The following is a 23,611-nucleotide window of genomic DNA, read 5'->3' as shown; positions in this document are numbered from 1 at the left end:
GATTGCCTTACTTCGATGCAGTATCTGCGGGGGTATCGGTAGTGGCTTTAACCTGCTCTCCCGGACGCGCTTTTTGCAGGCCGCTGACAATGACTTGATCGCCAGATTTCAGCCCTTCGCTAATCAACCATTTATCGCCAATCGCCTGGCTGGCAACGACAGGGCGCGCTTCAACCTGACTTTTATCGTTAACAATCAGCACGGTTGCATCACCACGCGGTGTGCGGCTAACGCCCTGTTGCGGGATAAGAATGGCGTCAGGTTGAACGCCTTCATCAATCCGTGCGCGCACAAACATACCTGGCAAAAGCGTATGTTGCGGGTTAGGGAAGACGGCACGTAGGGTTATGGAGCCGGTGCTTTCATCAACGGTAACATCGGAGAATTGCAGCGTACCTTTCAGGGGATAGGTTTGACCGTTCTCCATGACCAACTCTACGTTGCTGGTGGCGTTCTCCTTATGCAAATTTCCTTGCTCTACGGATTGCTTCAGCCTCATAAAATCGTTGCTGGATTGGGTCACATCAACGTAGATAGGATCGAGCTGCTGGACAGTCGCCAGTTCGGTCGTTTGCCCATTAGTGACAAGAGCGCCTTCGGTCACAGTCGATTTGCCGATACGTCCACTAATTGGCGCAGTCACTTTGGTATAAGCGAGATTGATGCGAGCGCTTTCGACCGTGGCTTTTGCGGCAATCACGGCGGCATCGGCCTGGCGAGCATCAGCAATGGCCTGGTCGTACTCCTGCTGACTGATGTATTTCGTACCCACGAGCGGAACGTAACGTTTTACCGTCAAATGCGCGATGGCGGCGGCGGCTTCACTTTTCGCCAGTTCGCCTTTCGCGCTGTCATAACTTGCCTGATAGGTCGCGGGATCGATCTGGTACAGAGACTGGCCTGCTTGCACATCGCTGCCTTCAGTGAAATTGCGACTCAGTACGATCCCGCTAACCTGTGGGCGAACTTCGGCTATACGGTAAGCATTGGTGCGGCCTGGTAATTCAGTCTTAACTTCTAACGGGGCCGTTTTCACAATATGAACGGTAACCTGCGGTTCACCGACGTGAGCTTTCTCTTCTCCCTTATCGTTACAACCGGCGATTAAAGCCGCGGAGATCAGAATAAAGGAGGGCAGGAGGAAAAACCTGGCATGTTTCGTCATTACTATTCCTCAAAAAACCAAAAGCGCGTTATTTACCCAAAAAGGCAACGCGTTAACTCGCAGAAAGAAAAATACAGTTCGCTATCCTACAAATTATCATTCGTCGATGTAAGGAATAGTTATGAATACTGGCGTCTCAAGGCACATAAACACAAAAAAAGATTAATATTTTACTGTTTTATTTTGACGCGGGTTGAAAGAGGTAGAATCAAATCCTCGCAAATTGAAATATATATTGATAGAGTGAATGTATTTTAGGTAAATGATAAACGTTATTTATTTGACGATTTATAGCAACTCAATATTAGCCTCTCGTATAAATATACATTAGGTGATAGATTAACCTTCGCTATTTTCTCATCCTGTGTCGAATATATTTATTTCCTGAATAATTAATCATGGCAAAAAGAACCAAAGCTGAAGCCCTGAAGACCCGGCAAGAACTGATTGAAACTGCCATCGCCCAGTTTGCGCAGCATGGCGTAAGCAAGACGACGCTCAACGACATTGCCGACGCCGCTAACGTTACGCGTGGCGCTATCTACTGGCACTTCGAGAACAAGACCCAACTGTTTAATGAGATGTGGTTGCAACAGCCTTCATTGCGGGAGTTAATCCAGGATCACTTGACAGCTGGGTTAGAGCATGACCCGTTTCAGCAATTGCGTGAAAAATTGATTGTTGGCTTGCAATATATTGCCAAAATTCCCCGCCAGCAGGCGTTGCTGAAAATCTTATATCACAAATGTGAATTTAATGATGAGATGCTGGCAGAGGGAGTGATACGCGAAAAGATGGGCTTTAATCCGCAGACTCTCCGCGAAGTATTGCAGGCATGTCAGCAACAAGGTTGTATAGCAAATAATCTCGATTTAGATGTTGTGATGATTATTATTGATGGTGCCTTCAGCGGAATTGTTCAAAACTGGTTAATGAATATGGCGGGTTATGATCTTAATAAACAAGCACCCGCACTGGTCGATAACGTATTAAGAATGTTCATGCCAGATGAAAACATAACGAAATTAATTCATCAAACGAATGAATTAAGTGTCATATAAATTCACATTCTGTCCTGAAAATTCAGTTCGTCACAGTTAACCAGTTTTAGTGGATTAACTGAGTTCATATTGCGGCATTTGTCTGTTTCTGTTGCCAGCAGTTCAATCCACTGCATCAGTAAAGTATCAAACAGAAAAACGAAGACAGCGAAAACGACGAGCCACCAATACTTGCGAATCATTACCTGAGCCTGTGCATGTTTAACCAAGTCTGGCAGGAAATATACACGAAATGAATAATCTGAAAACCAGGCTTACACTTCCTTTACTTTGCAATGAGATCGGGGTCAACTTCGCTTAACCGGCTTCGTTTTGACAGGTTGCCGGTCTTTCTTTTTTTCACTTTCGCCAGTTCTTCCGCAGAGTAATGCGACGCGACATCCAGCCGTCGAAGCCCCATTTTGATGTACTCGCTGTTGATCTCAATACCAATGAATTTTCGCCCGCTGGCGGCGGCTACGGCACCGGTAGTAAAGCTACCGGCAAACGGGTCGAGAACGATATCGCCTGGGTTGGAAGAGGCGAGAATAATGCGTTTCAGTAAGGCTTCCGGTTTTTGCGTCGGGTGATTCTCATATTCATCCATCAAATAACGCACGCGCGGAAAATCCCAGACGTTACCCGGTACTTTTTGATGATTGTAAGGCTGTGGAGGATTTTTGCGATAATCGATCAACGCGCGCTGCGATCCGGTTTTGGCTTCTACCAGAATAGCATCACCGTTGAACGTGTAGTTCTTTGCGTCTTTCACCATCATCAGGATGGGTTCGTACATGGAGCCGTAGTGTTTTTTCGCCTGCACTCCAGAACTGTCATATGACCAGACGATGCGACTTTTGATGGTAAAAAACTTGCGGCACTGGAGATCGATAAAGGGCATGTTTTCCGTGCTGTTCATGATGTACATGCTGCCCTGCTTTTTCAGAACGCGGTGGCACTCTGCAATCACTTCAAACAGCCAGTCGATAAACAGATCTTCTTTCCAGGCTTCGATCATACCATCAAAATTTTTACCGATGTTATACGGTGGGTCGGCAAAGATCAGATCTACACTTTCGGCGGGGATCTTTTTAAGTTCGGTTAATGCATCACCCTGGATGATGGTCTTTGCTTCATTACCAAATCGGGTCGGTTCACATCCTGTTCTCATGGTCACTCCCTTTGTGACACCTATAAAAAAGGCGCTTCCCCATGCCGAGTAGCGCCTTTTTAATCAAGCATTTAGCTAACCTGAATTAGTTCATGCCGTATTTTTTCAATTTTTTACGCAGCGTACCACGGTTGATGCCCATCATCAGCGCAGCACGGGTCTGGTTACCACGGGTGTATTGCATCACCATGTCCAACAGGGGCTGTTCTACTTCAGCCAGTACCAGCTCATAGAGGTCATTCACATCCTGACCGTTCAGTTGAGCAAAATAGTTCTTCAGTGCCTGTTTAACCGAGTCACGCAGGGGTTTTTGGGTTACCTGATCCTGAGAGTTAACGGTAGAAACGGTCAGTACGTCAGAATTTACGCGTTGTTCGAACATAGTTCTGTCAGCTCTTTATTTCTGTTTACGCAAAATTTTCGAAGTATGCCTCCAACGCCTCCAGCTGTTCGCTGGCATCCTCAATGGCGTTGAATGTGCGCCGAAACTGGTCATTTGGAGCGTGTTCCTGGAGATACCAGGAAACGTGTTTACGTGCAATTCGGTACCCTTTTGCCGGACCATAAAAGTCATGCAGTTCCCGAACGTGCGCGCAAAGCAAGCGCTTAACCTCTGCCAAAGGCAGCGGGGGCAGCAACTCCCCAGTGTCCAGATAATGCTGGATTTCCCGAAAGATCCAGGGTCTTCCCTGAGCTGCGCGGCCTATCATCAGGGCATCCGCCCCTGTATAGTCGAGCACAGCTCTGGCTTTAAGCGGGTCAGTAATGTCGCCATTCGCGATAACCGGAATGGAAACTTTCTGCTTAACTGCCCGAATACTGTCGTACTCAGCTTCTCCATTGAACAAACAGGCGCGTGTACGGCCATGAATGGTCAGAGCCTGAATGCCACAGTCTTCAGCCAGTTGGGCAATCTCTTCGCAGTTACGGTGTTCCGGCGCCCAGCCGGTGCGAATCTTCAGGGTAACAGGAACGTCCACTGCATTGACGACCTCGGTAAGGATCGATTTAACGACATCCGGGTACTGCAAGAGGGCTGAACCTGCGAGCTTGCGATTCACTTTTTTAGCCGGGCAACCCATATTGATATCAATAATCTGGGCACCGCTTTCCACGTTAATACGTGCTGCATCTGCCATTTCTTTCGGATCGCTACCAGCAATTTGCACGGTGCGAATACCGGGTTCATCAATGTGCACCATCCGTAAACGAGATTTGTCGCTTTCCCAAACCTGTGGGTTAGAAGACATCATCTCGGATACTGTCAATCCGGCTCCCATCTCGTAGCACAACGTCCGAAAAGGTCTGTCTGTAATGCCAGCCATGGGCGCTGCGATCAGGCGATTTCTGAGCTGATATTGTCCGATGCGCATGAGTTAAGAAATGACCATACTGTGACTGCAAGGCGGCGTATATTACGCATTTTTTGCACGAGATGAAAGGCCAAACTTTGACCAATCCTCTGAGATGGATCAAAGAATTGCATTTAAAATGAGCTTAGCGCGATAATTACTCATAAAAATCATCATATTAGAAAATAGTGACTAAAATTTACACTCCAAGAAATTTGAGTAAGTTCTCAATTTTTCTTTATGAATGAAAATTTTGGCACGCAAATCTGCGTAAATAATCGGCAAATTAACGTGCCTTTTGTGACCTTGCTCGCACTTCGCCTTGCGTCACCATACGGCGATGCGAAGGTTAATTCTTACGACCGGTAATGCGGCACCACTCTTCTTTTTCCACGACCGGGTCCAGAGCGAAGCTGTCGGCATAAGCTTCACAAACGCTCTCTGCCTGGCTTGCCAGAATACCGGAAAGGCCCAGCAAGCCACCTGAAACCGGCAGGACGCTGATTAACGGTGCCAGTTCACGTAATGGGCCTGCAAGGATGTTAGCGACCACCACGTCGGCTTTCATTTCTTCTGGCTGATCTTTAGGTAGGTAGAGTTCCAGACGGTCAGAAACGCCATTACGTTCGGCGTTGTCGCGGCTGGCCTGAATCGCCTGCGGATCAATATCAATACCAATGGCTTTTGCTGCACCCAGTTTCAGCGCCGCGATAGCCAGAATGCCGGAACCGCAGCCAAAGTCGATGACTGTTTTACCGGTTAAATCGAGGCTGTCGAGCCATTGCAGGCACAGAGAGGTAGTTGGATGAGTCCCTGTACCAAACGCCAGACCTGGGTCTAACATTACGTTGACGGCGTTTTCGTCCGGCACATCACGCCAGCTTGGGCAGATCCACAGTCGTTCACCAAAGCGCATCGGGTGGAAATTATCCATCCATTCGCGCTCCCAGTCTTTATCTTCCAGTTGTTCGATTTTGTGCGCGAAGCCTGCGCCGAGCAGCGGATGATTCTCCAGAATCGCCACGACTTCATTCATGTCGGTTTCAGCATCGAACAGACCAATCACATCGGTGTCGCCCCACAGGCGCGTTTCGCCCGGCAGCGGCTCAAACACAGGCGTATCGTGGGTATCCTGAAAAGTGATAGAAACGGCACCCGCTTCCATCAGCGCATCGCTAAGATCTTCCGCGTTCGCGCCGGTAGTGTTCAGTTTCAGTTGGATCCAAGGCATGGCAAAACTCTTTATTTATCAGTAGTCAAAACGGTAGCTTGCGGGACGGATGTACCGAAACGGTTTCCGACCAGGAAAGCCAGCAAACTTAGTAGTAACGAGGGCACGATAGGGTGGAAGCCCAGGTACTGAATATTCAGCGTCGCGAGTACGGCATACAGTACGCCGCCAACGATCATCGCACTTAGCGCGCCTTTGGCGTTGGCGCGTTCCCAGTAAAGACCCAGCACCAGCGGCCACAGGAAAACGGCTTCCAGCCCACCGAAGGCCAGCAAATTCAGCCAGATGATCATTTCTGGCGGCTTCCAGGCGGCAAGCAGCAGCAACGCACCGAGAACCAACGTGATCACCGCCGACATCCGCTTCAGACGCGTCTCGTTTTGCATTTGATCCGGACGGATATTCAGATAGAGATCTTTAATGATCGTAGCGGAACTTTGCAGCAACTGGGCATTGATCGTCGACATGATCGCAGCCATAGGTGCAGCCAGGAAGATCCCGGCAGCAAACGGTGGCAGCACTTTTACCATCAACGTCGGGATCACCAGGTCCGGTACGGTGAGATCGGGGATCACCGCCCGACCTAACGCTCCGGCCAGGTGCATACCGAACATCAGGATTGCGACCACAATCGTACCGATGATGATCCCCCGATGTACGGCTTTGCTGTCTTTATAAGAGATACAGCGCACCGCAGTATGCGGCAGGCCAATCACGCCAAAACACACCAGCACCCAGAACGACGTCATAAACGCAGGTGACAGAATATCGTCAGCGCCTTGTGGCGTAACCAGTTGCGGATCGATGGTTTGCAGCGTCTCTACCGCATTGCTTAAGCCGCCAGCAGCATGGACCACGCCAATAAGCAGCACAATGGTGCCAATCAGCATCACCAGCCCTTGCATGGTGTCGTTCAGCACGCTGGCGCGAAAGCCGCCAAAGGCGGTGTAGAGCGCAATGCTGATGCCAAAAATCAGCAAACCTGTTTCATAAGGGATACCCGCCGCGGTTTCCAGCAGGCGCGCACCGCCGATAAACTGCACGGTCATCGCACCAACGAACGCAACCAGCAAACTCAAACTCGCCAGCCACACCAGCAGGCGACTCTGGTAGCGGGCAAACAGCATATCGTTCAGCGTCACCGCATTGTAGCGGCGCGCGAGAATCGCGAACTTCTTGCCGAGAATACCGAGCGAAAGCCAGACCGCAGGTAGCTGAATCATTGCCAGCAATACCCAACCCAGGCCGTATTTATAAGCAGCTCCTGGCCCGCCGATAAACGAACTGGCACTGATATAGGTCGCGGTGAGCGTCATCGCCAGCACAATACCGCCCATAGAACGGCTGCCGAGGAAATACTCATTGAGGAAGGTGCCGGTGCTCCGTTTACGCATCGCATAAACAGAGATACCGAACACCACCACCAGATAGGCGACCAGCGGTAGAATCACTTCAAGCTGCATCGTCATCCTCCAGCGGGATATCGCGATAGATAAATTTCACCATCGCCCAGCACAGTCCAATAAACAGCAGCGGCGTCAGGATGCAAGCCATCTCAAACCAGCGTGGAAAGCCGGTAAAACCGGGGGTAACGCCAGGTAAGTAAGCGGCTACTAACCATACCGCCAGATACAAAAGGGTCAGCCCCAGCGCCCAGCGCGCCTCTTTATGGGCCTGAACAAAACGAGTGTCCACGGAAGGGGTCCTCCTCATGGGGGGATACGAGAAACGGGCAATTCTACGGCAAGTCTTCAGGCAGGGAAAATAATCTGACAGAAAATTGCCGTTCAGTGCTCCTGCAAAAAGTCTTCAATGTCAGCCAGTGAGGATACCCCTTCCATCGGACCTTGCCGCATTACCGCGAGCGCGCCGCTGGCATTTGCATATTGCAGCGCCTTGTGTGCCGGGATACCGGATAAGAAAAGAGTGACAAACGTTGCGCCAAAGCAGTCGCCTGCACCCGTTGGATCGATTATTTCGATATCGTGGCCTGCAACATGCTTGGCGTGTAATGTTCCGTTTTTAAGCTTGTAATAGCTGGCCCCACGCTGGGCGCGTTTTATCGCCACATGTTTTACGCCGCCGTGGAGAAGATCGCTAACAATCTGTTCTTCTGACAGATTTTTGTGACGCGCGAAGAAAGGGAGTTCGCTTTCGCTGGGGATAAAAATATCCGTATATTCAATCAAATAATCGAGAGCCTGCGCCATTTCAGGAATACTCAGCATCTCTTTGCGAATATTGGGATCGAAAGAAACGGTGCCGCCAGCCGATTTGATCGTCGTTATTGCTTTACGCATGACATCGATCATGCGAAATGAGAACAATGATGAGCCCACAATATGCAGATGATTACACTGTCTTAGCAGATCCTTATCAATGTGCTCGGCAGTAAACAAACCGCAGGCGCTATTAGGGATATTAAAGACGAAATCCCGCTGCTGCGGATTTTGATAACTCACGAATGCCGTACCTGTTACGGCATTGTTCATAACATGGATCCCATCGGTAATGACACCTTCATGACGGAGGCGCTCTATAATGAGTCGGCCAAAATCATCATTACCAACACATCCGAAGAAGATGGCCCGATGGGACAGTTTTGCCACCTGAGCAGCAAAAATTGCTGGCGCACCGCTGGGAAATGGCCCGATAAACTCCCCAGGCTGAGTGAATTTTTGATGTGGGTTGCGGGACAAAAACTCGGCCAGCAATTCGCCCATAGCGCAGATAGTTATTGTCACAAAACCCCTCTCATTCCTGAAGCCTTTCGCGATTGGACCATGTAAAGCACTCATTACTGGTATAAAGGATAACGAAATCAGCCGACTGCAATTGTTGCTGATATTGTTCGTTAATGCTGCGGCTGACAATCACATTTTCTGCCTGATGCAAATGCCCGATAGCAGCCGTTGATGGCGCAGGATCGGCGGCAACGATAACTGTCTTATTCTGGGCATTATCGAAACAGAGCTGCCAGGCAGCGGCAAGTCTGGGAACGTTGATATTTAAAGTACCATCAGCATCCAGATGGCTGATTTCCAGAATGCTGTGTGTAATGGTGAAATGCTGAAGTGCCTGTTCGAGCGGTTTTCCGGCCAGTGCGGTGTCGGGGCGCAGCATTTCACTGCCAGCCAGTATTATTTCGCCATCAATAAACTGATTTGCCAGCAGCGCATGTTCGGGATCGTTGGTGATCAGACGCAGTTTTTTCACTTCGCTGAGCAATGGAATGATCTTACGGCAGATTGTCCCATGTCCAAGAAATAGCGTGTCACGATCCCGAATTAACCGTGCGCAATGTCGTGCTATTTCCATTTGTTGTGCCAGAGACAATGGCGCGATCGGTTGTATCGCTTCTGGTTCAGAGGAGAGTGGTGTCGCAATAGCACCGCCAAATGATCGCTTTAAATATCCCTGTTGCTCCAGATAACTGAGATCGCCGCGGATCGTCACGCCAGAGACACCAAGTTGCGCAGATAAGTCATCAACTTTGATTTCACCCTGGGCGGCAACAATTTCTGCAATTTTTAATCTGCGTTTCAGTAGGTTAGACGATTTTCTCGGCACGTTAACACTCTTCATTGGCCTTTAATGCGTAACACTATAGCCCCTTGTATTTTTCTTTGAAAGTTACCCTTCAATAATATCGACAATTCGAAAATAAAAGCATAGGGCAAAAATTGCAGCAAAAATAGCTTAATGCATTGAAAATAAATGCATATTCCCATATCTGTCCAAAGTCATCATTGGTTTCATTTTCAAAGTGAAAAATAAATTAAGTTATTTTTTGTAAGTTATTTTGATGATATTCGACATGCATCACGCTTTTTACCGCTTTTGCTGTGCTAGTTTGCTTTCAAAATGAAAGTGAAGATTCTCTTTCTTCATTTTGTAAGGTGAACGACAAATATCAGGAGCTGCGATGTACATCATTTCAAGCAAAAACATGCTGAAAAAAGCCCAGTCAGAGGGATATGCCGTCCCTGCTTTCAACATTCATAACCTTGAAACTTTACAGGTAGTTGTTGAGAGCGCTGCACAACTTCGCTCTCCCGTTATGCTGGCGGGAACACCGGGTACTTATCGTTATGGCGGCGTGGGAAGTTTGATTTCGTTAGTACAATCGCTGGCTCGCGAGTACAACCTACCGTTAGTCCTGCATCTCGATCATCATGAAGAGTGCGATGACATTTTTAACAAGGTCCGCGCAGGGATCCGTTCTGTCATGATTGATGGTTCCCATTTGCCATTTGAAGACAACATTGCGCGAGTGCAAGAAGTTACCGCCTTTTGCCATCGCTTTGATGTTAGCGTTGAGGCCGAGCTAGGGCGTCTTGGCGGTCAGGAGGACGATCTGCTGGTGGATGAAAAAGATTCAGCTTATACCTCACCAGCCGCAGCTGCAGAGTTTGTTCAACGTACCCAAATTGACTCTCTGGCGGTAGCAATAGGCACTGCACATGGTTTATATGCGCATGAACCACGTCTGGATTTTGTGCGGCTGGAACAAATTCGCCAGCTGGTGGAAATTCCGCTGGTGTTGCATGGAGCTTCAGGCCTATCGGAACAGGACGTTCAGCTCTGTATTCGCCACGGTATTTGTAAAGTAAATGTCGCGACAGAATTGAAAATTGCGTTTGCCGATGCGTTAAAAGGATATTTCTACAACAATCCTGCGGCAAATGATCCTCGCCACTATATGCAGCCCGCAAAGGCCGCCATGAAAGAAGTCGTAACTCGTATTATTGGCGTCTGTGGCAGTGAAGGAAAAATTTAAGACGTTGTACCCTACAAAAACAATGAGGATTGTTTATGAAAAATATTAAATTACTTGGTTCCGCTATGATGGTGAGCCTGGCATTGTTCTCGCAAAGTTCATTGGCAAAAGAGTATAAAATTGGTGCGTCATTATTAACACAGCAACACCCTTTTTATATCGACCTCGCAAATGCAATGAAAGAAGAGGCGAAAAAAGATAATGTCAATTTAAGTGTCTCTATTGCCAATCAGGATTTAAACAAACAGCTTTCTGATGTTGAGGATTTTATTACTAAAAAGGTAGATGCCATTATTATCTCTCCGGTCGATTCGAAAGGTGTCCAGGCAGCGATAATTAAAGCCGATAAGGCTGGTATTCCCGTTATCACCGTTGACGTTGCCGCGGAAGGCGTTCCGGTCGTATCGCATGTTGCGACCGATAATTACGCGGGAGGCGTTGAAGCTGGTAAGTTAATGGGCAAACTTTTGAATGGTAAAGGTACTGTAGCCATTATTTCTTATCCTGCACTACAATCGGTGGTTGCGCGCGTTGATGGTTTTAAGAAAGGGTTAAGCGAGACACCGGATATTAAAATTGTTGCTGAACAGCCAGGTATAACGCGGGCTGAAGCGTTAACGACTGCGCAAAACATTATGCAGGCCAACGCCAACCTGAATGGTCTGTTTGGCTTTGGTGATGATGCGGCGTTGGCAGCGGTTATCGCAGCGAAATCTGCGCATAACGACAACATCAAAATCATTGGTTTTGACGGCATGAAAGAAGCGCGTGATGCCGTTGACAGTGAAAAAACGTTTGCGGGCGTGATTCGGCAATATCCCGATCAAATGGGTGCTAAAGCCATTGATGCCGCTGTTGATCACCTCAATGGTAAACCGGTAGAAAAAATGATCCCGGTACAACCCGGCGTTTATACAGGTAAATAATAAACATCTTCATTTCACAACAAAACGTTATCGACGTTTTGTTGTGACACCGAGGTCATTATGACGGATGTTATTCTTGATGTTTCGCATATTGCGAAGACATTTGGTCATGTTCAGGCATTAAAAGATATTACACTCTCTTTACGTAAAGGGCGGGTACATACTTTATTAGGTGAGAATGGTGCCGGTAAATCGACATTAATGAAAATATTGGCCGGTGTTTATCCGCCAACCCAGGGAACAATAAAACTACGTGGTGAAACTATCACAATTAATAATCCGCAGCATTCACGTCAGTTAGGGATTGCTATTATTTTTCAGGAACTGAGCCTGAGTAATAATATGACCGTGGCGGAAAATATTTATGCCAATAATGAACCGCGACGTTTTGGCATTATTAACGATAAAAAAATGCTCGCAGATTGCCAGAATCTCCTCGCGGAACTGGGCATCCCACTGGATCCGCTGGAAATGGTCGGCAATATGTCGATGGCACATAGGCAACTGGTAGAAATTGCCAAAGCCTTAAGCTATGCAGCAGATGTCGTGATTATGGATGAACCGACATCTTCGCTAAGTGATAATGAAGCAGAGATTCTGTTTAACATTATTGAGAAATTAAAGCAGCGAGGTTGTGCGGTTATTTATATCTCTCATCGCATGGATGAAATTATGCGGATTTCAGATGATATTTCGGTGATCCGCGACGGTGAGTATATCGCTACGCATGAAAAGAAAAACAGTGATATCCAGCATTTGATTGCCCAAATGGTTGGTCGGGAAATGAAAAACATTTGGCCAGCACGTCTTGGGGAAAAGCCGGATGAAAATGTTCCTGCAAAACTGGAAGTAAAAAACCTTTCCCATCCTTCGCTTTTTAAAGAGGTCAGTTTCGCTGTGCGTCCGGGGGAAGTCCTCGGATTTTTTGGCCTGGTGGGGGCCGGGCGTTCCGATGTGATGAAGGCGCTATTTGGCCGCGTTTCGTATCACGGGACAGTGTTGATCGATGGTAAGGAAGTCAGGATCGCTAATCCCAAACAGGCTATTGATCATGGCATTGCTTTTGTGACCGAAAACCGCAAGGAAGAAGGGTTAGTGCTGATGCACGACGTCAATATGAACACGCACCATGTGGCGTTTCAATATAACGCTTCGCGGATGGGACTCATCAATCACCGACAAGAAGAGGCGAAGACGCTGCAATCTATTGCCAGAATGAATACTAAAGTGAGTTCTGTACATCAGGCTGTGGGGGCGCTAAGCGGCGGTAATCAACAGAAAATCGTGTTATCGAAGTGGCTGGAGAAAACCCCACGTATTTTATTGCTCGATGAGCCTACGCGCGGAGTGGATGTCGGCGCAAAATTTGAAATCTATAACGTGATACGTCAACTGGCTGCGGCAGGAACAGCAATTATTCTGGTGTCCTCTGAACTGCCTGAAGTCATGGCACTTAGCGATCGTCTGGTGGTAATGCGTAATAAAACGATTGCCGATATTTATTCATGTGAAAATTTAACGCAGACACAGGTAATGACCGCTGCAACAGGAGTACGTTAAATGACAGAGAAAACTCTTGCCAGTCCGAAACCTTCGGAAATTCCCATTGCAAATAATTTTAAAAAAGTCTTCAGGCAATATGGCGGTATCCTCAGTGGAATGGTGGTGTTAATCATTCTGTTCAGTTTTATTAATGACAGTTTTTTTACTGCCAATAACATTACTAATATTATTCTTCAGGTTTCGATAATTGCAATTACCGCCTATGGAATGACTTATGTACTTTTGCTTGGCGATATTGATTTATCAGTCGGTTCAACCATTGCATTGATTGGCACATTTGCTGCGCTTGGGGCTTCATGGGGAATTCCATTTATTTTATTGGTCCCATTATCCATTATTGCAGCCCTGGCTCTGGGGATGATAAATGGTGGCTTGACGGCTATAGCGGGTATCCCTTCGTTTATTGTCACCGTTGCTACAATGGGGATCTTCCGTGGTATCGCTTATATAGTGACCGATGGTATGCCCATCATGATTAAAGATGATGCCTTTCTGGCGCTGGGGAATGGAGAATTTCTCTATATACCTATTCCTATCTGGATATTAATCATCTTATTGCTGATTAACCACTTCATTCTTACTAAAACAACCTTTGGACGAAAAATTTATATCACTGGTGGTAATAAAGAAGCGGCAGTTTATTCAGGGATAAATGTCACCCGCTTGAAAATTAAAGTCTTTATGATTACAGCCGTGCTGGCAGGTATCAGCGGGATGATCCTCGCCTCACGCCTCTATTCCGGGCAACCGAATTCCGCGTTGAGCTACGAACTGGATGCTATTGCCGCGGCTGTACTGGGAGGCACCAGCCTGAACGGCGGCTATGGAACGGTGGTGGGGACGGTAATCGGGGCATTAACCATCGGCGTTATTAATAATGGCATGAACTTAATGAATGTTCCCTATTTCTATCAGATGGTGGTTAAAGGATTAGTCATTCTTGTAGCCGTTTATTTTGACGTAAGAAATAAAAGAAAACGTAGCTAATCATTTCAAGGAATTAATTATATGAGTAAGGTCTTCACAATTGGAGAAATTCTGGTTGAAATTATGGCGAGTAAAATCGGCCAGCCATTTGATCAACCCGGAATTTGGAACGGTCCTTATCCCAGTGGCGCGCCCGCTATTTTTATCGATCAAGTGACACGTCTTGGCGTTCCGTGCGGCATCATTAGCTGTGTGGGGAATGATGGCTTTGGTGATATTAATATACATCGTTTGGCTGCTGATGGTGTGGATATCAGGGGGATTTCAGTCTTACCTCTGGAAGCCACCGGTAGCGCCTTTGTTACTTATCATAACTCTGGCGATCGTGATTTTATTTTTAATATCAAGAATGCCGCTTGCGGTAAATTATCGGCGCAGCATGTTGATGAAAATATTCTGAAGGACTGTACCCATTTTCATATTATGGGTTCATCCCTGTTTTCATTCCATATGGTAGACGCAGTAAAAAAAGCAGTAACCATCGTTAAAGCAAATGGTGGCGTTATTTCTTTCGACCCTAATATTCGTAAAGAGATGCTCGATATTCCAGAAATGCGTGACGCCCTCCACTTTGTTCTTGAGTTAACAGATATCTATATGCCCAGCGAGGGAGAAGTGTTGCTCTTGTCGCCACACTCGACACCGGAGCGTGCAATCGCTGGTTTTCTTGAAGAAGGTGTTAAAGAGGTGATTGTGAAGCGCGGCAATCAAGGTGCCAGTTACTACTCCGCGAATGAGCAGTTTCATGTTGAGAGCTATCCGGTGGAAGAAGTTGACCCGACCGGTGCGGGAGACTGCTTTGGTGGCGCGTGGATTGCCTGCCGCCAGCTAGGGTTTGACGCCCATCGGGCATTACAATATGCCAACGCCTGCGGTGCACTGGCGGTAACCCGACGTGGCCCAATGGAGGGAACGTCTCGCCTTGCGGAAATCGAAGCGTTCATCCAGCGCCATGACATGTCCATTCGGGAAGCAGCACAATGAAAAACGAAATTTGGTCGTGGATTGGCGATCTCTCGCAGGTTGCCGGAATTAAACACTATGAGTTATGTAGTGGCAGATCAAAGGGGACAGAAGCGTTTGATGTCCGTACTGGTGCGGGATTGGCATTTACGGTGGTAAAAGATCGCGCGCTGGATATTGCATGGGCCAGCTACAAGGACACTGCGCTCTCTTTTATCACCCCCAACGGCATTGTCGCCCCCGCTTTTTTTGAGTCTCAGGGCAACGGGTTTTTACGTAGCTTCTACGCGGGGTTACTGACTACCTGCGGACTTAGCTACATTGGCACGCCCTGTGAGGATAACGGAGAAACGCTGGGGTTACACGGGCGTTTGGCTGCGACTCCAGCAGAAGAGGTGGGGTATCGCACAGAACGGACCGACGACGGCATTGAATTTGTCATCAATGGCAAAGTACGGGAAACACGATTTTTCGGTGAAAATCTGACGCTGGAAAGGATCATTCGCTGCCGTTATGGCGAAAATGTGCTGCGCATTGAAGACAAGGTGACTAATCATGGTTTCACCCGCCAGCCGCTGCAAATTCTTTATCACTTTAATTACGGCTGGCCTTTATTATCGCCACAGGCAGAAATCTTGCTGTCGGCTAAAAGCGTAACGCCACGAACCCCGCATGCGGCGGAAGGGTTAACCAGTCATCTGGAGATTTGTACCCCACAGCCCGGTTTTGACGAGCAGGTTTACTATCTCACGTTGAATAGCGACAGTCAGGGGATGAGTAAAGTTGCGCTGGTGAACGCCGAACTGGGGTGGGGAATTTACGAGAAATTCGACACCATGCAGCTACCCAACTTTATCCAGTGGAAAAATTTAGGCGCGGGTGAATATGTTATGGGGCTGGAGGTCAGCAATAGTTTTCCTGACGGTCGTGATAAAGAACGAGCGCAGGGGCGTCTGCCCTTTATAGAGCCAGGGGAAACAAAGACATACTGCTTTGAGCTGGGAATTGTTGATGGCGATGCTGAAATTAGCGCGTTGAAAGCGGAAATTGCAAGCTACCGTTAGCTAACGGCAATAAAAACGCCGGGCAGCGTTAACAGGCCCGGCGTTGATTACGTTCTTTGCTAAGCGCGATGAAAACACCGCGCGTCACAAATTATTTTTCCTGAAGACCGAGTTTTTTCTCCAGATAGTGGATGTTAGTGCCACCATGCTGGAAGTTCTCGTCATTCATGATGCGGATCTGCAGATCAACGTTGGTTTTGATACCGTCGATGATCAGCTCCTGCAGCGCATTCTTCATGCGGGCAATCGCCACGTCACGGTTTTCACCGTAGCAAATCAGCTTACCGATCATTGAGTCATAGTACGGCGGTACGGTGTAGCCCGCGTAGATATGAGACTCCCAACGCACGCCAAAACCGCCAGGTGCATGGAAACGGGTGATTTTGCCCGGGCTTGGCAGGAAGGTGTTAGGATCCTCGGCGTTAATACGGCATTCCACCGCATGGCCGCGAACGTGAACTTCTTCTTGCTTGATCGACAGCGGTTGACCAGCAGCAATACGCAGTTGTTCTTTGATCAGGTCAACACCGGTGATCATTTCGGTAACCGGGTGTTCTACCTGAATACGGGTGTTCATTTCGATGAAATAGAACTCGCCGTTTTCGAACAGAAACTCGAAAGTACCTGCACCGCGATAGCCGATATCAACACACGCTTTAGCACAACGTTCACCGATGTAGCGACGCAGTTCCGGGGTAATGCCCGGTGCTGGCGCTTCTTCGACCACTTTCTGGTGACGACGCTGCATAGAGCAGTCACGTTCCGCCAGATAGATAGCGTTGCCCTGACCGTCCGCCAGTACCTGGATCTCGACGTGGCGAGGATTTTCCAGGTATTTCTCCATGTAAACCATGTCGTTATTGAAAGCAGCTTTCGCTTCCGCACGGGTCATGGAGATGGATTGTGCCAGTTCAGCGTCGCCGCGTACTACACGCATACCACGACCGCCGCCGCCGCCGGAGGCTTTGATAATCACCGGGTAACCAATGCGTTTTGCAATGGCGCGGTTTTTATCCATATCGTCGCCCAGCGGGCCGTCAGAACCTGGTACGCAAGGAACGCCCGCTTTTTTCATCGCGGCGATTGCGGATACTTTGTCACCCATCAGGCGAATGGTGTCTGCTTTCGGGCCGATGAAGATAAAGCCGGAGCGTTCAACCTGCTCGGCAAAATTGGCGTTCTCGGAGAGGAAGCCGTAACCCGGATGGATTGCTACTGCGCCGGTGATTTCAGCGGCGCTGATGATTGCCGGGATGTTCAGATAACTTTTTACTGACGGAGCAGGGCCGATACAGACCGTTTCGTCTGCCAGTAATACGTGTTTTAGATCGCGATCCGCACTGGAGTGCACAGCGACAGTCTTGATGCCCAGTTCTTTACAGGCACGAAGAATACGCAATGCAATCTCGCCGCGGTTGGCAATAACAATTTTATCCAGCATGTTCGCCTCGTTACTCGATGACGACCAGCGGCTCGTCAAATTCTACCGGTTGTCCACTTTCGACCAGAATTGCTTTCACGGTACCGGATTTGTCCGCTTCGATCTGGTTCATCATTTTCATGGCTTCAACGATGCACAGGGTATCGCCCACGTTGACTTTCTGACCCACTTCGATGAACGCTTTTGCGTCCGGGCTTGGGGTGCGGTAGAAAGTACCAACCATCGGGGAACGTACGATGTGACCACTGATTTCCGCTGCTGCTGGCGCTTCCATGGAAGGAACGGTCGCCGGAGCGGCTGCGTTAGATTGAGCTGGCTGCTGCATCATTGGTGCAGCGTAAGCTTGTTGCATCACAGGGAAACTTGCGGCAGGAGCTGCACGGCTGATGCGTACTGACTCTTCGCCTTCTGAGATTTCCAGTTCGGAGATGCCTGATTCTTCAACCAGCTCGATCAGTTTTTTAATCTTACGAATATCCATGAGTGGGTTCCGTACTCTTTGTTTAGTGTGATTGTGACAGGCGTTTCACCGCCGTCTGTAAAGCGTATGCCCCGACAGCTGTATGCATAGCGATAAATTCCAGCAGGCCGGGACGCCGGTCTATTTTGCCCCAGAGTGTCAATGTTAGACTTGACGGACATTGTGCAGCGATCTGCTGCTATCCTCCGGCAAAAAACAAAATATACCTTCGTTGCGCCAATGTCACCTTTTCCGCAGCGCAAAAACTGCGTCAGGGAGGACGAGGTCGCACATTATAACGATTTCGTAGCAATTGGCAGCTAAATACTGGTCTTATCAGGGAAGATAATCAACAGCTAACATGTAAATAACCTTCAACACCGTGTAATTTGCAACAAGCCGCACAATTCACGAAATTAGCGCTATCGTCGACGGAACTTCTTATAACGTAAGGCTAAAAGCTGTAAAGCCAGCTCTGCGAAGATGAGGGGCTGCAATGAGATGATCCTCACAGACCACAAATAATGTAGGGATGCCAGGATCGCGACAAGATAGACGACATTACGCAGCGGTTGCTGGGGATTACTCAATTTTCACGGCATCGTCCGGATAGACGTCAATGCTAAAGCACGCAAAATCAACAAACTGACAATGCTCAGCATCAAATAGTTTTGAGTGGTTAATTTATAATCAAATAAAATCAGATTATTCACCCCTGGGATCAGAGTTAAGGTACAGATTAAGCGTAGCGTCACCCAGGCAAAGCACCTTAAACCTAACAGACGACGGGACGTATCAATAATGACTATTTAGTGGAGTATCAAGGGTGTTTTCCACCGTTTGGTGACCCGTATCAATGCGCATCAATGTATGGTCAGTCGAAATCATGACTTTCCAGTTTGGATGATGTTGTACAACTTCATGACCAAGATGTTCGACAAAAGCTGTCCGGCTAACCGCTTTTCCTGTTAACCGATTGAATAATGATTTCAAAATGAGTTCCCTCTCTTATTATTCCCTGCTAAATGGTTAGTTAACCTTCACCAGAGTGCGACCCTGGATCTGGTTATTAATGATGGCCTCGGCAAACTTCGGTGCCTCTGCCAGAGATATTTCTTTTGCCGCCTGGGTATAGAATGATTCCGGTAAATCGGCGACCAGTCGCTGCCAGGCTTGTGCGCGGCGTGCTGGTGGCGTCATCACTGAATCCACCCCCTGTAAACGGACATTACGCAGAATAAATGGCATGACCGTGGTTGGCAGAGTAAAACCACCCGCCAGACCACAGGCCGCCACGCAGCCGCCGTAATTCATTTGCGCCAGCACTTTCGCCAGCACTTTGTCGCCAACGGTGTCAATTGCCCCAGCCCAGAGTTGTTTTTCCAGAGGACGGGATTCGGCAAACTCATCGCGAGGGAGAATACGGCTGGCACCTAAACTTTTCAGATATTCATGGGTACTTTCGCGACCGGAAACGGCAACGACCTGATAACCCAACTTATGCAGCAGCGCCACGGCGGTACTGCCGACGCCACCACTGGCACCCGTTACGACAATCTCGCCGTCCTGCGGGCGAACACCGGCATCTTCCAGCGCCATCACACACAGCATGGCGGTAAAACCGGCAGTACCGATAATCATTGCTTTACGCGCGTCCAGCCCTTGCGGCATGGCAACCAGCCAGTCACCTTTCACTCGCGCCTGCTCCGCCAGCCCACCCCAGTGGTTTTCACCAACGCCCCAGCCAGTGAGTAATACGTCCTGACCGGCATGAAAACGCGGATCTTCGCTGGTGCGTACAGTTCCGGCAAAATCGATCCCAGGAATCATCGGAAAATTACGGATGATTTTTCCCTTACCGGTAATTGCCAGCGCATCTTTGTAGTTCAGGCTCGACCAGTGAACATCAACCGTGACATCGCCTTCCGGCAGGCGACTTTCGTCCAGAGTCTGTACCGATGCGAGAGTTTTGCCGTCCTGCTGTTCTAAAAGTAACGCCTGCATAAGTGGTCCTCATGTGCATGATGGATTGGAAAATAATTTCTGAAGACTATACTCGCTAATGGAAAAGCAAAGCCGATGAAGCGCAATAAATTGCGAGATAAATCTGATTTGCTAGTATGCCCGCTTCCTCACTATCGGAGTTAACACAAGGATGAGATTAACGACGAAATTTTCGGCCTTTGTTACGCTGCTCACCGGGTTAACAATTTTTGTGACTTTGTTGGGCTGTTCGCTAAGTTTCTACAACGCCATTCAGTATAAGTTTAGTCATCGCGTTCAGGCGGTGGCGACAGCGATTGATACCCACCTTGTGTCGAATGACTTCAGCGCATTAAGGCCACAAATTACCGAATTAATGATGTCAGCAGATATCGTTCGTGTAGACCTGCTGCATGGTGATAAACAGGTTTATACCCTCGCCAGAAATGGTAGTTATCGTCCGGTTGGCACCAGCGATCTGTTTCGCGAACTGAGCGTTCCGTTGATAAAGCATCCGGGGATGTCGCTGCGTCTGGTTTATCAGGATCCGATGGGCAACTATTTCCATTCGTTGATGACCACCGCGCCGCTCACGGGGGCGATTGGCTTTATCATTCTTATGCTCTTCCTGGCGGTACGCTGGTTACAACGGCAACTTGCCGGGCAAGAATTGCTGGAAACCCGGGCTACTCGTATCTTAAACGGTGAGCGTGGCTCTAATGTGTTGGGAACCATCTATGAATGGCCGCCCAGAACCAGCAGTGCGCTGGATACGCTGCTTCGTGAAATTCAGAACGCACGCGAACAACACAGCCGTCTTGATACGCTGATCCGCTCCTATGCCGCCCAGGACATGAAAACCGGCCTCAATAACCGACTCTTCTTCGATAATCAGTTAGCAACGTTACTGGAAGATCAGGAGAAAGTAGGTACCCACGGGATCGTGATGATGATTCGTCTACCGGATTTCAATATGTTGAGCGATACCTGGGGGCACAGCCAGGTTGAAGAACAGTTTTTCACTCTGACGAATCTGCTGTCGACATTTATGATGCGCTACCCTGGCGCACTGCTGGCGCGTTACCACCGCAGTGATTTTGCTGCGCTGTTGCCGCACCGGACGTTAAAAGAGGCTGAGAGCATAGCCAGTCAGTTAATCAAAGCCGTCGATACCTTGCCGAACAATAAAATGCTCGATCGCGACGATATGATCCACATTGGTATCTGTGCCTGGCGTAGTGGTCAGGATACCGAGCAGGTAATGGAACATGCAGAGTCTGCCACGCGTAATGCGGGATTGCAGGGCGGCAATAGCTGGGCTATTTACGATGACTCGTTGCCTGAAAAAGGACGCGGTAATGTTCGCTGGCGTACGCTTATCGAGCAAATGCTGAGTCGCGGCGGCCCGCGCCTTTATCAAAAACCGGCGGTTACTCGCGAAGGTCAGGTTCATCATCGAGAACTCATGTGCCGCATCTTCGATGGTAATGAAGAGGTTAGCTCGGCGGAGTATATGCCGATGGTCTTGCAGTTTGGCTTATCGGAAGAGTATGACCGCCTGCAAATCAGCCGTCTTATTCCACTATTGCGTTACTGGCCGGAGGAAAATCTGGCGATTCAGGTTACCGTTGAGTCGCTGATTCGCCCGCGTTTTCAGCGTTGGCTGCGCGATACGTTAATGCAATGTGAAAGATCGCAACGAAAACGCATAATTATTGAACTTGCAGAGGCCGATGTAGGTCAACATATCAGTCGTTTACAACCTGTTATTCGTTTAGTGAATGCTTTAGGGGTGCGGGTAGCCGTCAACCAGGCTGGTTTGACGCTGGTAAGCACCAGTTGGATCAAAGAACTTAATGTTGAGTTACTCAAGCTCCATCCGGGGCTGGTCAGAAACATTGAGAAGCGAACGGAGAATCAGCTGCTGGTTCAAAGCCTGGTGGAAGCCTGCTCCGGGACCAGCACCCAGGTTTACGCCACCGGCGTGCGTTCGCGAAGCGAGTGGCAGACCCTGATTCAGCGCGGTGTTACAGGTGGGCAAGGGGATTTTTTCGCGTCCTCACAGCCACTTGATACTAACGTGAAAAAATATTCACAAAGATACTCGGTTTAACCTGCCGTTTAATCCGTTTTCACGTAGAATAACGCGCGCTGCGTCTCATGGGAGTGTGCTTGTCTGCTCGCCAGATTGTTGCAGCACATATGCAGATGAATGACCTTACGCGGTTGCAAACAGGCGAGGAATGCTGCTGATGCATTAAGCCTTTCTGGACTCAGGCAGAGATTTGTAACAAAGGAAACGAACTGCACTAATTTTCACCGTAGCAGATGATTTTTGCGCCTTGTCGCTGCTGCGTGTGGTTGGTAAAGTAAGCGGATTTTCTTTTCCGCCCCAGCTTTCAGGATTATCCCTTAGTATGTTGAAAAAATTTCGTGGCATGTTTTCCAATGACTTGTCCATTGACCTGGGTACTGCGAATACCCTCATTTATGTAAAAGGACAAGGCATCGTATTGAATGAGCCTTCCGTGGTGGCCATTCGTCAGGATCGTGCCGGTTCACCGAAAAGCGTAGCTGCAGTAGGTCATGACGCGAAGCAGATGCTGGGCCGTACGCCGGGCAATATTGCTGCCATTCGCCCAATGAAAGACGGCGTTATCGCCGACTTCTTCGTGACTGAAAAAATGCTCCAGCACTTCATCAAACAAGTGCACAGCAACAGCTTTATGCGTCCAAGCCCGCGCGTTCTGGTTTGTGTGCCGGTTGGCGCAACCCAGGTTGAACGCCGCGCAATTCGTGAATCCGCGCAGGGCGCTGGTGCCCGTGAAGTGTTCCTGATTGAAGAACCGATGGCTGCCGCAATTGGTGCTGGCCTCCCGGTTTCTGAAGCGACCGGTTCTATGGTGGTTGATATCGGTGGTGGTACCACTGAAGTTGCTGTTATCTCCTTGAACGGCGTGGTTTACTCCTCTTCCGTGCGCATTGGTGGTGACCGTTTTGATGAAGCTATCATCAACTATGTGCGTCGTAATTACGGTTCTCTGATCGGTGAAGCCACCGCAGAACGTATCAAGCATGAAATCGGTTCGGCTTACCCGGGCGATGAAGTCCGTGAAATCGAAGTTCGTGGCCGTAACCTGGCAGAAGGTGTTCCACGCGGTTTTACTCTGAACTCCAACGAAATCCTCGAAGCACTGCAGGAACCGCTGACCGGTATTGTGAGCGCAGTAATGGTTGCACTGGAACAGTGTCCGCCGGAACTGGCTTCCGACATCTCCGAGCGCGGCATGGTGCTCACCGGTGGTGGCGCACTGCTGCGTAACCTTGACCGTTTGTTAATGGAAGAAACCGGCATTCCAGTCGTTGTTGCTGAAGACCCGCTGACCTGTGTGGCGCGCGGTGGCGGCAAAGCGCTGGAAATGATCGACATGCACGGCGGCGACCTGTTCAGCGAAGAGTAATCGGATACAGGCAGGGGAAGCGTC

At 48.8% G+C, this 23,611-nt stretch carries 23 protein-coding genes and 1 pseudogene; 9 read left to right on the top strand and 15 right to left on the bottom strand.

Annotation, left to right across the window (positions count from 1 at the left end):
* Nucleotides 1-7: 7 nt before the first annotated feature.
* Nucleotides 8-1,165 (bottom strand): multidrug efflux RND transporter periplasmic adaptor subunit AcrE, encoded by a 1,158-nt coding sequence (gene acrE, locus AACU19_RS18505; protein WP_000160362.1) that lies wholly within the window; start codon nt 1,163-1,165, stop codon nt 8-10.
* Nucleotides 1,166-1,563: 398 nt separating this feature from the next.
* Here acrE and acrS point away from each other — a divergent pair, with 398 nt between their 5' ends.
* Nucleotides 1,564-2,226 (top strand): multidrug efflux transporter transcriptional repressor AcrS, encoded by a 663-nt coding sequence (acrS, locus tag AACU19_RS18500; protein ID WP_105278388.1) that lies wholly within the window; start codon nt 1,564-1,566, stop codon nt 2,224-2,226.
* Nucleotides 2,227-2,228: 2 nt separating this feature from the next.
* On the opposite strand, the gene AACU19_RS18495 is transcribed toward acrS, so the two are convergent.
* From AACU19_RS18495 to AACU19_RS18455, 9 genes are all read right to left on the bottom strand, one after another.
* Nucleotides 2,229-2,408 (bottom strand): DUF2556 family protein, encoded by a 180-nt coding sequence (locus tag AACU19_RS18495; RefSeq protein ID WP_001295275.1) that lies wholly within the window; start codon nt 2,406-2,408, stop codon nt 2,229-2,231.
* 83 nt (nt 2,409-2,491) lie between these two features.
* Nucleotides 2,492-3,376: an adenine-specific DNA-methyltransferase gene (yhdJ, locus tag AACU19_RS18490; protein ID WP_105278387.1), complete on the bottom strand. Its 885-nt coding sequence runs from the start codon at nt 3,374-3,376 to the stop codon at nt 2,492-2,494.
* A gap of 85 nt (nt 3,377-3,461) precedes the next feature.
* Complete coding sequence (gene fis / locus AACU19_RS18485; RefSeq protein WP_000462905.1) at nt 3,462-3,758, bottom strand: DNA-binding transcriptional regulator Fis; 297 nt, start codon at nt 3,756-3,758, stop codon at nt 3,462-3,464.
* A gap of 25 nt (nt 3,759-3,783) precedes the next feature.
* Nucleotides 3,784-4,749: a tRNA dihydrouridine synthase DusB gene (gene dusB, locus AACU19_RS18480; protein WP_001219652.1), complete on the bottom strand. Its 966-nt coding sequence runs from the start codon at nt 4,747-4,749 to the stop codon at nt 3,784-3,786.
* A gap of 328 nt (nt 4,750-5,077) precedes the next feature.
* Nucleotides 5,078-5,959, bottom strand: coding sequence for a 50S ribosomal protein L11 methyltransferase (prmA, locus tag AACU19_RS18475; protein ID WP_001145840.1), 882 nt, complete (start codon nt 5,957-5,959; stop codon nt 5,078-5,080).
* 11 nt (nt 5,960-5,970) lie between these two features.
* Nucleotides 5,971-7,422 carry a sodium/pantothenate symporter gene (gene panF / locus AACU19_RS18470; protein ID WP_001175714.1) on the bottom strand — a complete coding sequence of 484 codons (1,452 nt, stop codon included), beginning with the start codon at nt 7,420-7,422 and terminating at the stop codon, nt 5,971-5,973.
* Nucleotides 7,412-7,654 carry a YhdT family protein gene (locus tag AACU19_RS18465; RefSeq protein WP_000381171.1) on the bottom strand — a complete coding sequence of 81 codons (243 nt, stop codon included), beginning with the start codon at nt 7,652-7,654 and terminating at the stop codon, nt 7,412-7,414. Before AACU19_RS18465 ends, panF begins: the two co-directional genes overlap by 11 nt.
* A 92-nt stretch (nt 7,655-7,746) precedes the next feature.
* Nucleotides 7,747-8,682, bottom strand: a complete 936-nt coding sequence (locus AACU19_RS18460) for a sugar kinase (protein ID WP_105278386.1) — start codon at nt 8,680-8,682, stop codon at nt 7,747-7,749.
* Between the two features lie 31 nt (nt 8,683-8,713).
* Nucleotides 8,714-9,544: a DeoR/GlpR family DNA-binding transcription regulator gene (locus AACU19_RS18455; RefSeq protein WP_000843961.1), complete on the bottom strand. Its 831-nt coding sequence runs from the start codon at nt 9,542-9,544 to the stop codon at nt 8,714-8,716.
* 340 nt (nt 9,545-9,884) lie between these two features.
* On the opposite strand from AACU19_RS18455, the gene AACU19_RS18450 reads away from it, so the two are divergent.
* Genes AACU19_RS18450 through AACU19_RS18425 form a run of 6 tightly spaced genes read left to right on the top strand, consistent with a single transcriptional unit; the run spans nt 9,885 to nt 16,242 of the window.
* Nucleotides 9,885-10,739 carry a tagatose bisphosphate family class II aldolase gene (locus tag AACU19_RS18450; RefSeq protein WP_000275531.1) on the top strand — a complete coding sequence of 285 codons (855 nt, stop codon included), beginning with the start codon at nt 9,885-9,887 and terminating at the stop codon, nt 10,737-10,739.
* 35 nt (nt 10,740-10,774) lie between these two features.
* Nucleotides 10,775-11,665, top strand: coding sequence for a substrate-binding domain-containing protein (locus AACU19_RS18445; protein WP_105278385.1), 891 nt, complete (start codon nt 10,775-10,777; stop codon nt 11,663-11,665).
* A 60-nt stretch (nt 11,666-11,725) separates the two neighbouring features.
* Nucleotides 11,726-13,225, top strand: coding sequence for a sugar ABC transporter ATP-binding protein (locus tag AACU19_RS18440; protein ID WP_105278384.1), 1,500 nt, complete (start codon nt 11,726-11,728; stop codon nt 13,223-13,225).
* Complete coding sequence (locus tag AACU19_RS18435) at nt 13,226-14,215, top strand: ABC transporter permease (protein ID WP_000137049.1); 990 nt, start codon at nt 13,226-13,228, stop codon at nt 14,213-14,215.
* A gap of 21 nt (nt 14,216-14,236) precedes the next feature.
* Nucleotides 14,237-15,199 (top strand): sugar kinase, encoded by a 963-nt coding sequence (locus AACU19_RS18430; protein ID WP_000048610.1) that lies wholly within the window; start codon nt 14,237-14,239, stop codon nt 15,197-15,199.
* Nucleotides 15,196-16,242: an aldose 1-epimerase family protein gene (locus tag AACU19_RS18425; protein WP_105278383.1), complete on the top strand. Its 1,047-nt coding sequence runs from the start codon at nt 15,196-15,198 to the stop codon at nt 16,240-16,242. The genes AACU19_RS18430 and AACU19_RS18425 overlap by 4 nt, the downstream gene beginning before the upstream one ends.
* A 91-nt stretch (nt 16,243-16,333) precedes the next feature.
* Here the strand turns inward: AACU19_RS18425 and accC are convergent, their stop codons facing one another.
* The 5 genes and pseudogenes from accC to acuI all read right to left on the bottom strand — a co-directional run bounded on the left by accC (nt 16,334) and on the right by acuI (nt 20,147).
* The gene (gene accC, locus AACU19_RS18420) at nt 16,334-17,683 is read right to left on the bottom strand and encodes an acetyl-CoA carboxylase biotin carboxylase subunit (RefSeq protein WP_000884620.1); all 1,350 of its coding nucleotides are present in this window, start codon (nt 17,681-17,683) and stop codon (nt 16,334-16,336) included.
* Between the two features lie 10 nt (nt 17,684-17,693).
* Nucleotides 17,694-18,164 carry an acetyl-CoA carboxylase biotin carboxyl carrier protein gene (accB, locus tag AACU19_RS18415; protein WP_000354622.1) on the bottom strand — a complete coding sequence of 157 codons (471 nt, stop codon included), beginning with the start codon at nt 18,162-18,164 and terminating at the stop codon, nt 17,694-17,696.
* Between the two features lie 401 nt (nt 18,165-18,565).
* Nucleotides 18,566-18,934 (bottom strand): annotated as a pseudogene (locus AACU19_RS18410) (sulfoxide reductase heme-binding subunit YedZ); the annotation flags it as partial.
* A 4-nt stretch (nt 18,935-18,938) separates the two neighbouring features.
* Nucleotides 18,939-19,136, bottom strand: a complete 198-nt coding sequence (locus AACU19_RS18405) for a hypothetical protein (RefSeq protein WP_105278382.1) — start codon at nt 19,134-19,136, stop codon at nt 18,939-18,941.
* A 36-nt stretch (nt 19,137-19,172) separates the two neighbouring features.
* Nucleotides 19,173-20,147, bottom strand: coding sequence for an acrylyl-CoA reductase (NADPH) (acuI, locus tag AACU19_RS18400; RefSeq protein ID WP_001148460.1), 975 nt, complete (start codon nt 20,145-20,147; stop codon nt 19,173-19,175).
* 151 nt (nt 20,148-20,298) lie between these two features.
* Between acuI and csrD the strand changes: the two genes are divergently transcribed.
* Together csrD and mreB are read left to right on the top strand one after the other, a co-directional pair.
* Entirely contained in the window at nt 20,299-22,239 is a 1,941-nt protein-coding gene (gene csrD / locus AACU19_RS18395; protein WP_001241406.1) for an RNase E specificity factor CsrD, read from the top strand.
* A 304-nt stretch (nt 22,240-22,543) separates the two neighbouring features.
* Nucleotides 22,544-23,587, top strand: coding sequence for a rod shape-determining protein MreB (mreB, locus tag AACU19_RS18390; protein WP_000913396.1), 1,044 nt, complete (start codon nt 22,544-22,546; stop codon nt 23,585-23,587).
* Nucleotides 23,588-23,611: the final 24 nt, after the last annotated feature.

Origin of the sequence: Escherichia sp. MOD1-EC4550 (assembly GCF_963876935.1) — a bacterium.
Lineage (GTDB): Bacteria > Pseudomonadota > Gammaproteobacteria > Enterobacterales > Enterobacteriaceae > Escherichia > Escherichia coli_F.
The sequence above is the reverse complement of the archived record's forward strand: the minus strand, read 5'-3'. Positions and strand labels throughout refer to the sequence as shown.

What these genes read in the sequence shown, in the direction of transcription:
- acrE (WP_000160362.1), bottom strand. Translation starts at nt 1,165, where the DNA reads ATGACGAAACATGCCAGGTTTTTCCTCCTGCCCTCCTTTATTCTGATC.
- acrS (WP_105278388.1), top strand. Translation starts at nt 1,564, where the DNA reads ATGGCAAAAAGAACCAAAGCTGAAGCCCTGAAGACCCGGCAAGAACTG.
- AACU19_RS18495 (WP_001295275.1), bottom strand. Translation starts at nt 2,408, where the DNA reads ATGATTCGCAAGTATTGGTGGCTCGTCGTTTTCGCTGTCTTCGTTTTT.
- yhdJ (WP_105278387.1), bottom strand. Translation starts at nt 3,376, where the DNA reads ATGAGAACAGGATGTGAACCGACCCGATTTGGTAATGAAGCAAAGACC.
- fis (WP_000462905.1), bottom strand. Translation starts at nt 3,758, where the DNA reads ATGTTCGAACAACGCGTAAATTCTGACGTACTGACCGTTTCTACCGTT.
- dusB (WP_001219652.1), bottom strand. Translation starts at nt 4,749, where the DNA reads ATGCGCATCGGACAATATCAGCTCAGAAATCGCCTGATCGCAGCGCCC.
- prmA (WP_001145840.1), bottom strand. Translation starts at nt 5,959, where the DNA reads ATGCCTTGGATCCAACTGAAACTGAACACTACCGGCGCGAACGCGGAA.
- panF (WP_001175714.1), bottom strand. Translation starts at nt 7,422, where the DNA reads ATGCAGCTTGAAGTGATTCTACCGCTGGTCGCCTATCTGGTGGTGGTG.
- AACU19_RS18460 (WP_105278386.1), bottom strand. Translation starts at nt 8,682, where the DNA reads ATGGGCGAATTGCTGGCCGAGTTTTTGTCCCGCAACCCACATCAAAAA.
- AACU19_RS18455 (WP_000843961.1), bottom strand. Translation starts at nt 9,544, where the DNA reads ATGAAGAGTGTTAACGTGCCGAGAAAATCGTCTAACCTACTGAAACGC.
- AACU19_RS18450 (WP_000275531.1), top strand. Translation starts at nt 9,885, where the DNA reads ATGTACATCATTTCAAGCAAAAACATGCTGAAAAAAGCCCAGTCAGAG.
- AACU19_RS18445 (WP_105278385.1), top strand. Translation starts at nt 10,775, where the DNA reads ATGAAAAATATTAAATTACTTGGTTCCGCTATGATGGTGAGCCTGGCA.
- AACU19_RS18440 (WP_105278384.1), top strand. Translation starts at nt 11,726, where the DNA reads ATGACGGATGTTATTCTTGATGTTTCGCATATTGCGAAGACATTTGGT.
- AACU19_RS18435 (WP_000137049.1), top strand. Translation starts at nt 13,226, where the DNA reads ATGACAGAGAAAACTCTTGCCAGTCCGAAACCTTCGGAAATTCCCATT.
- AACU19_RS18430 (WP_000048610.1), top strand. Translation starts at nt 14,237, where the DNA reads ATGAGTAAGGTCTTCACAATTGGAGAAATTCTGGTTGAAATTATGGCG.
- AACU19_RS18425 (WP_105278383.1), top strand. Translation starts at nt 15,196, where the DNA reads ATGAAAAACGAAATTTGGTCGTGGATTGGCGATCTCTCGCAGGTTGCC.
- accC (WP_000884620.1), bottom strand. Translation starts at nt 17,683, where the DNA reads ATGCTGGATAAAATTGTTATTGCCAACCGCGGCGAGATTGCATTGCGT.
- accB (WP_000354622.1), bottom strand. Translation starts at nt 18,164, where the DNA reads ATGGATATTCGTAAGATTAAAAAACTGATCGAGCTGGTTGAAGAATCA.
- acuI (WP_001148460.1), bottom strand. Translation starts at nt 20,147, where the DNA reads ATGCAGGCGTTACTTTTAGAACAGCAGGACGGCAAAACTCTCGCATCG.
- csrD (WP_001241406.1), top strand. Translation starts at nt 20,299, where the DNA reads ATGAGATTAACGACGAAATTTTCGGCCTTTGTTACGCTGCTCACCGGG.
- mreB (WP_000913396.1), top strand. Translation starts at nt 22,544, where the DNA reads ATGTTGAAAAAATTTCGTGGCATGTTTTCCAATGACTTGTCCATTGAC.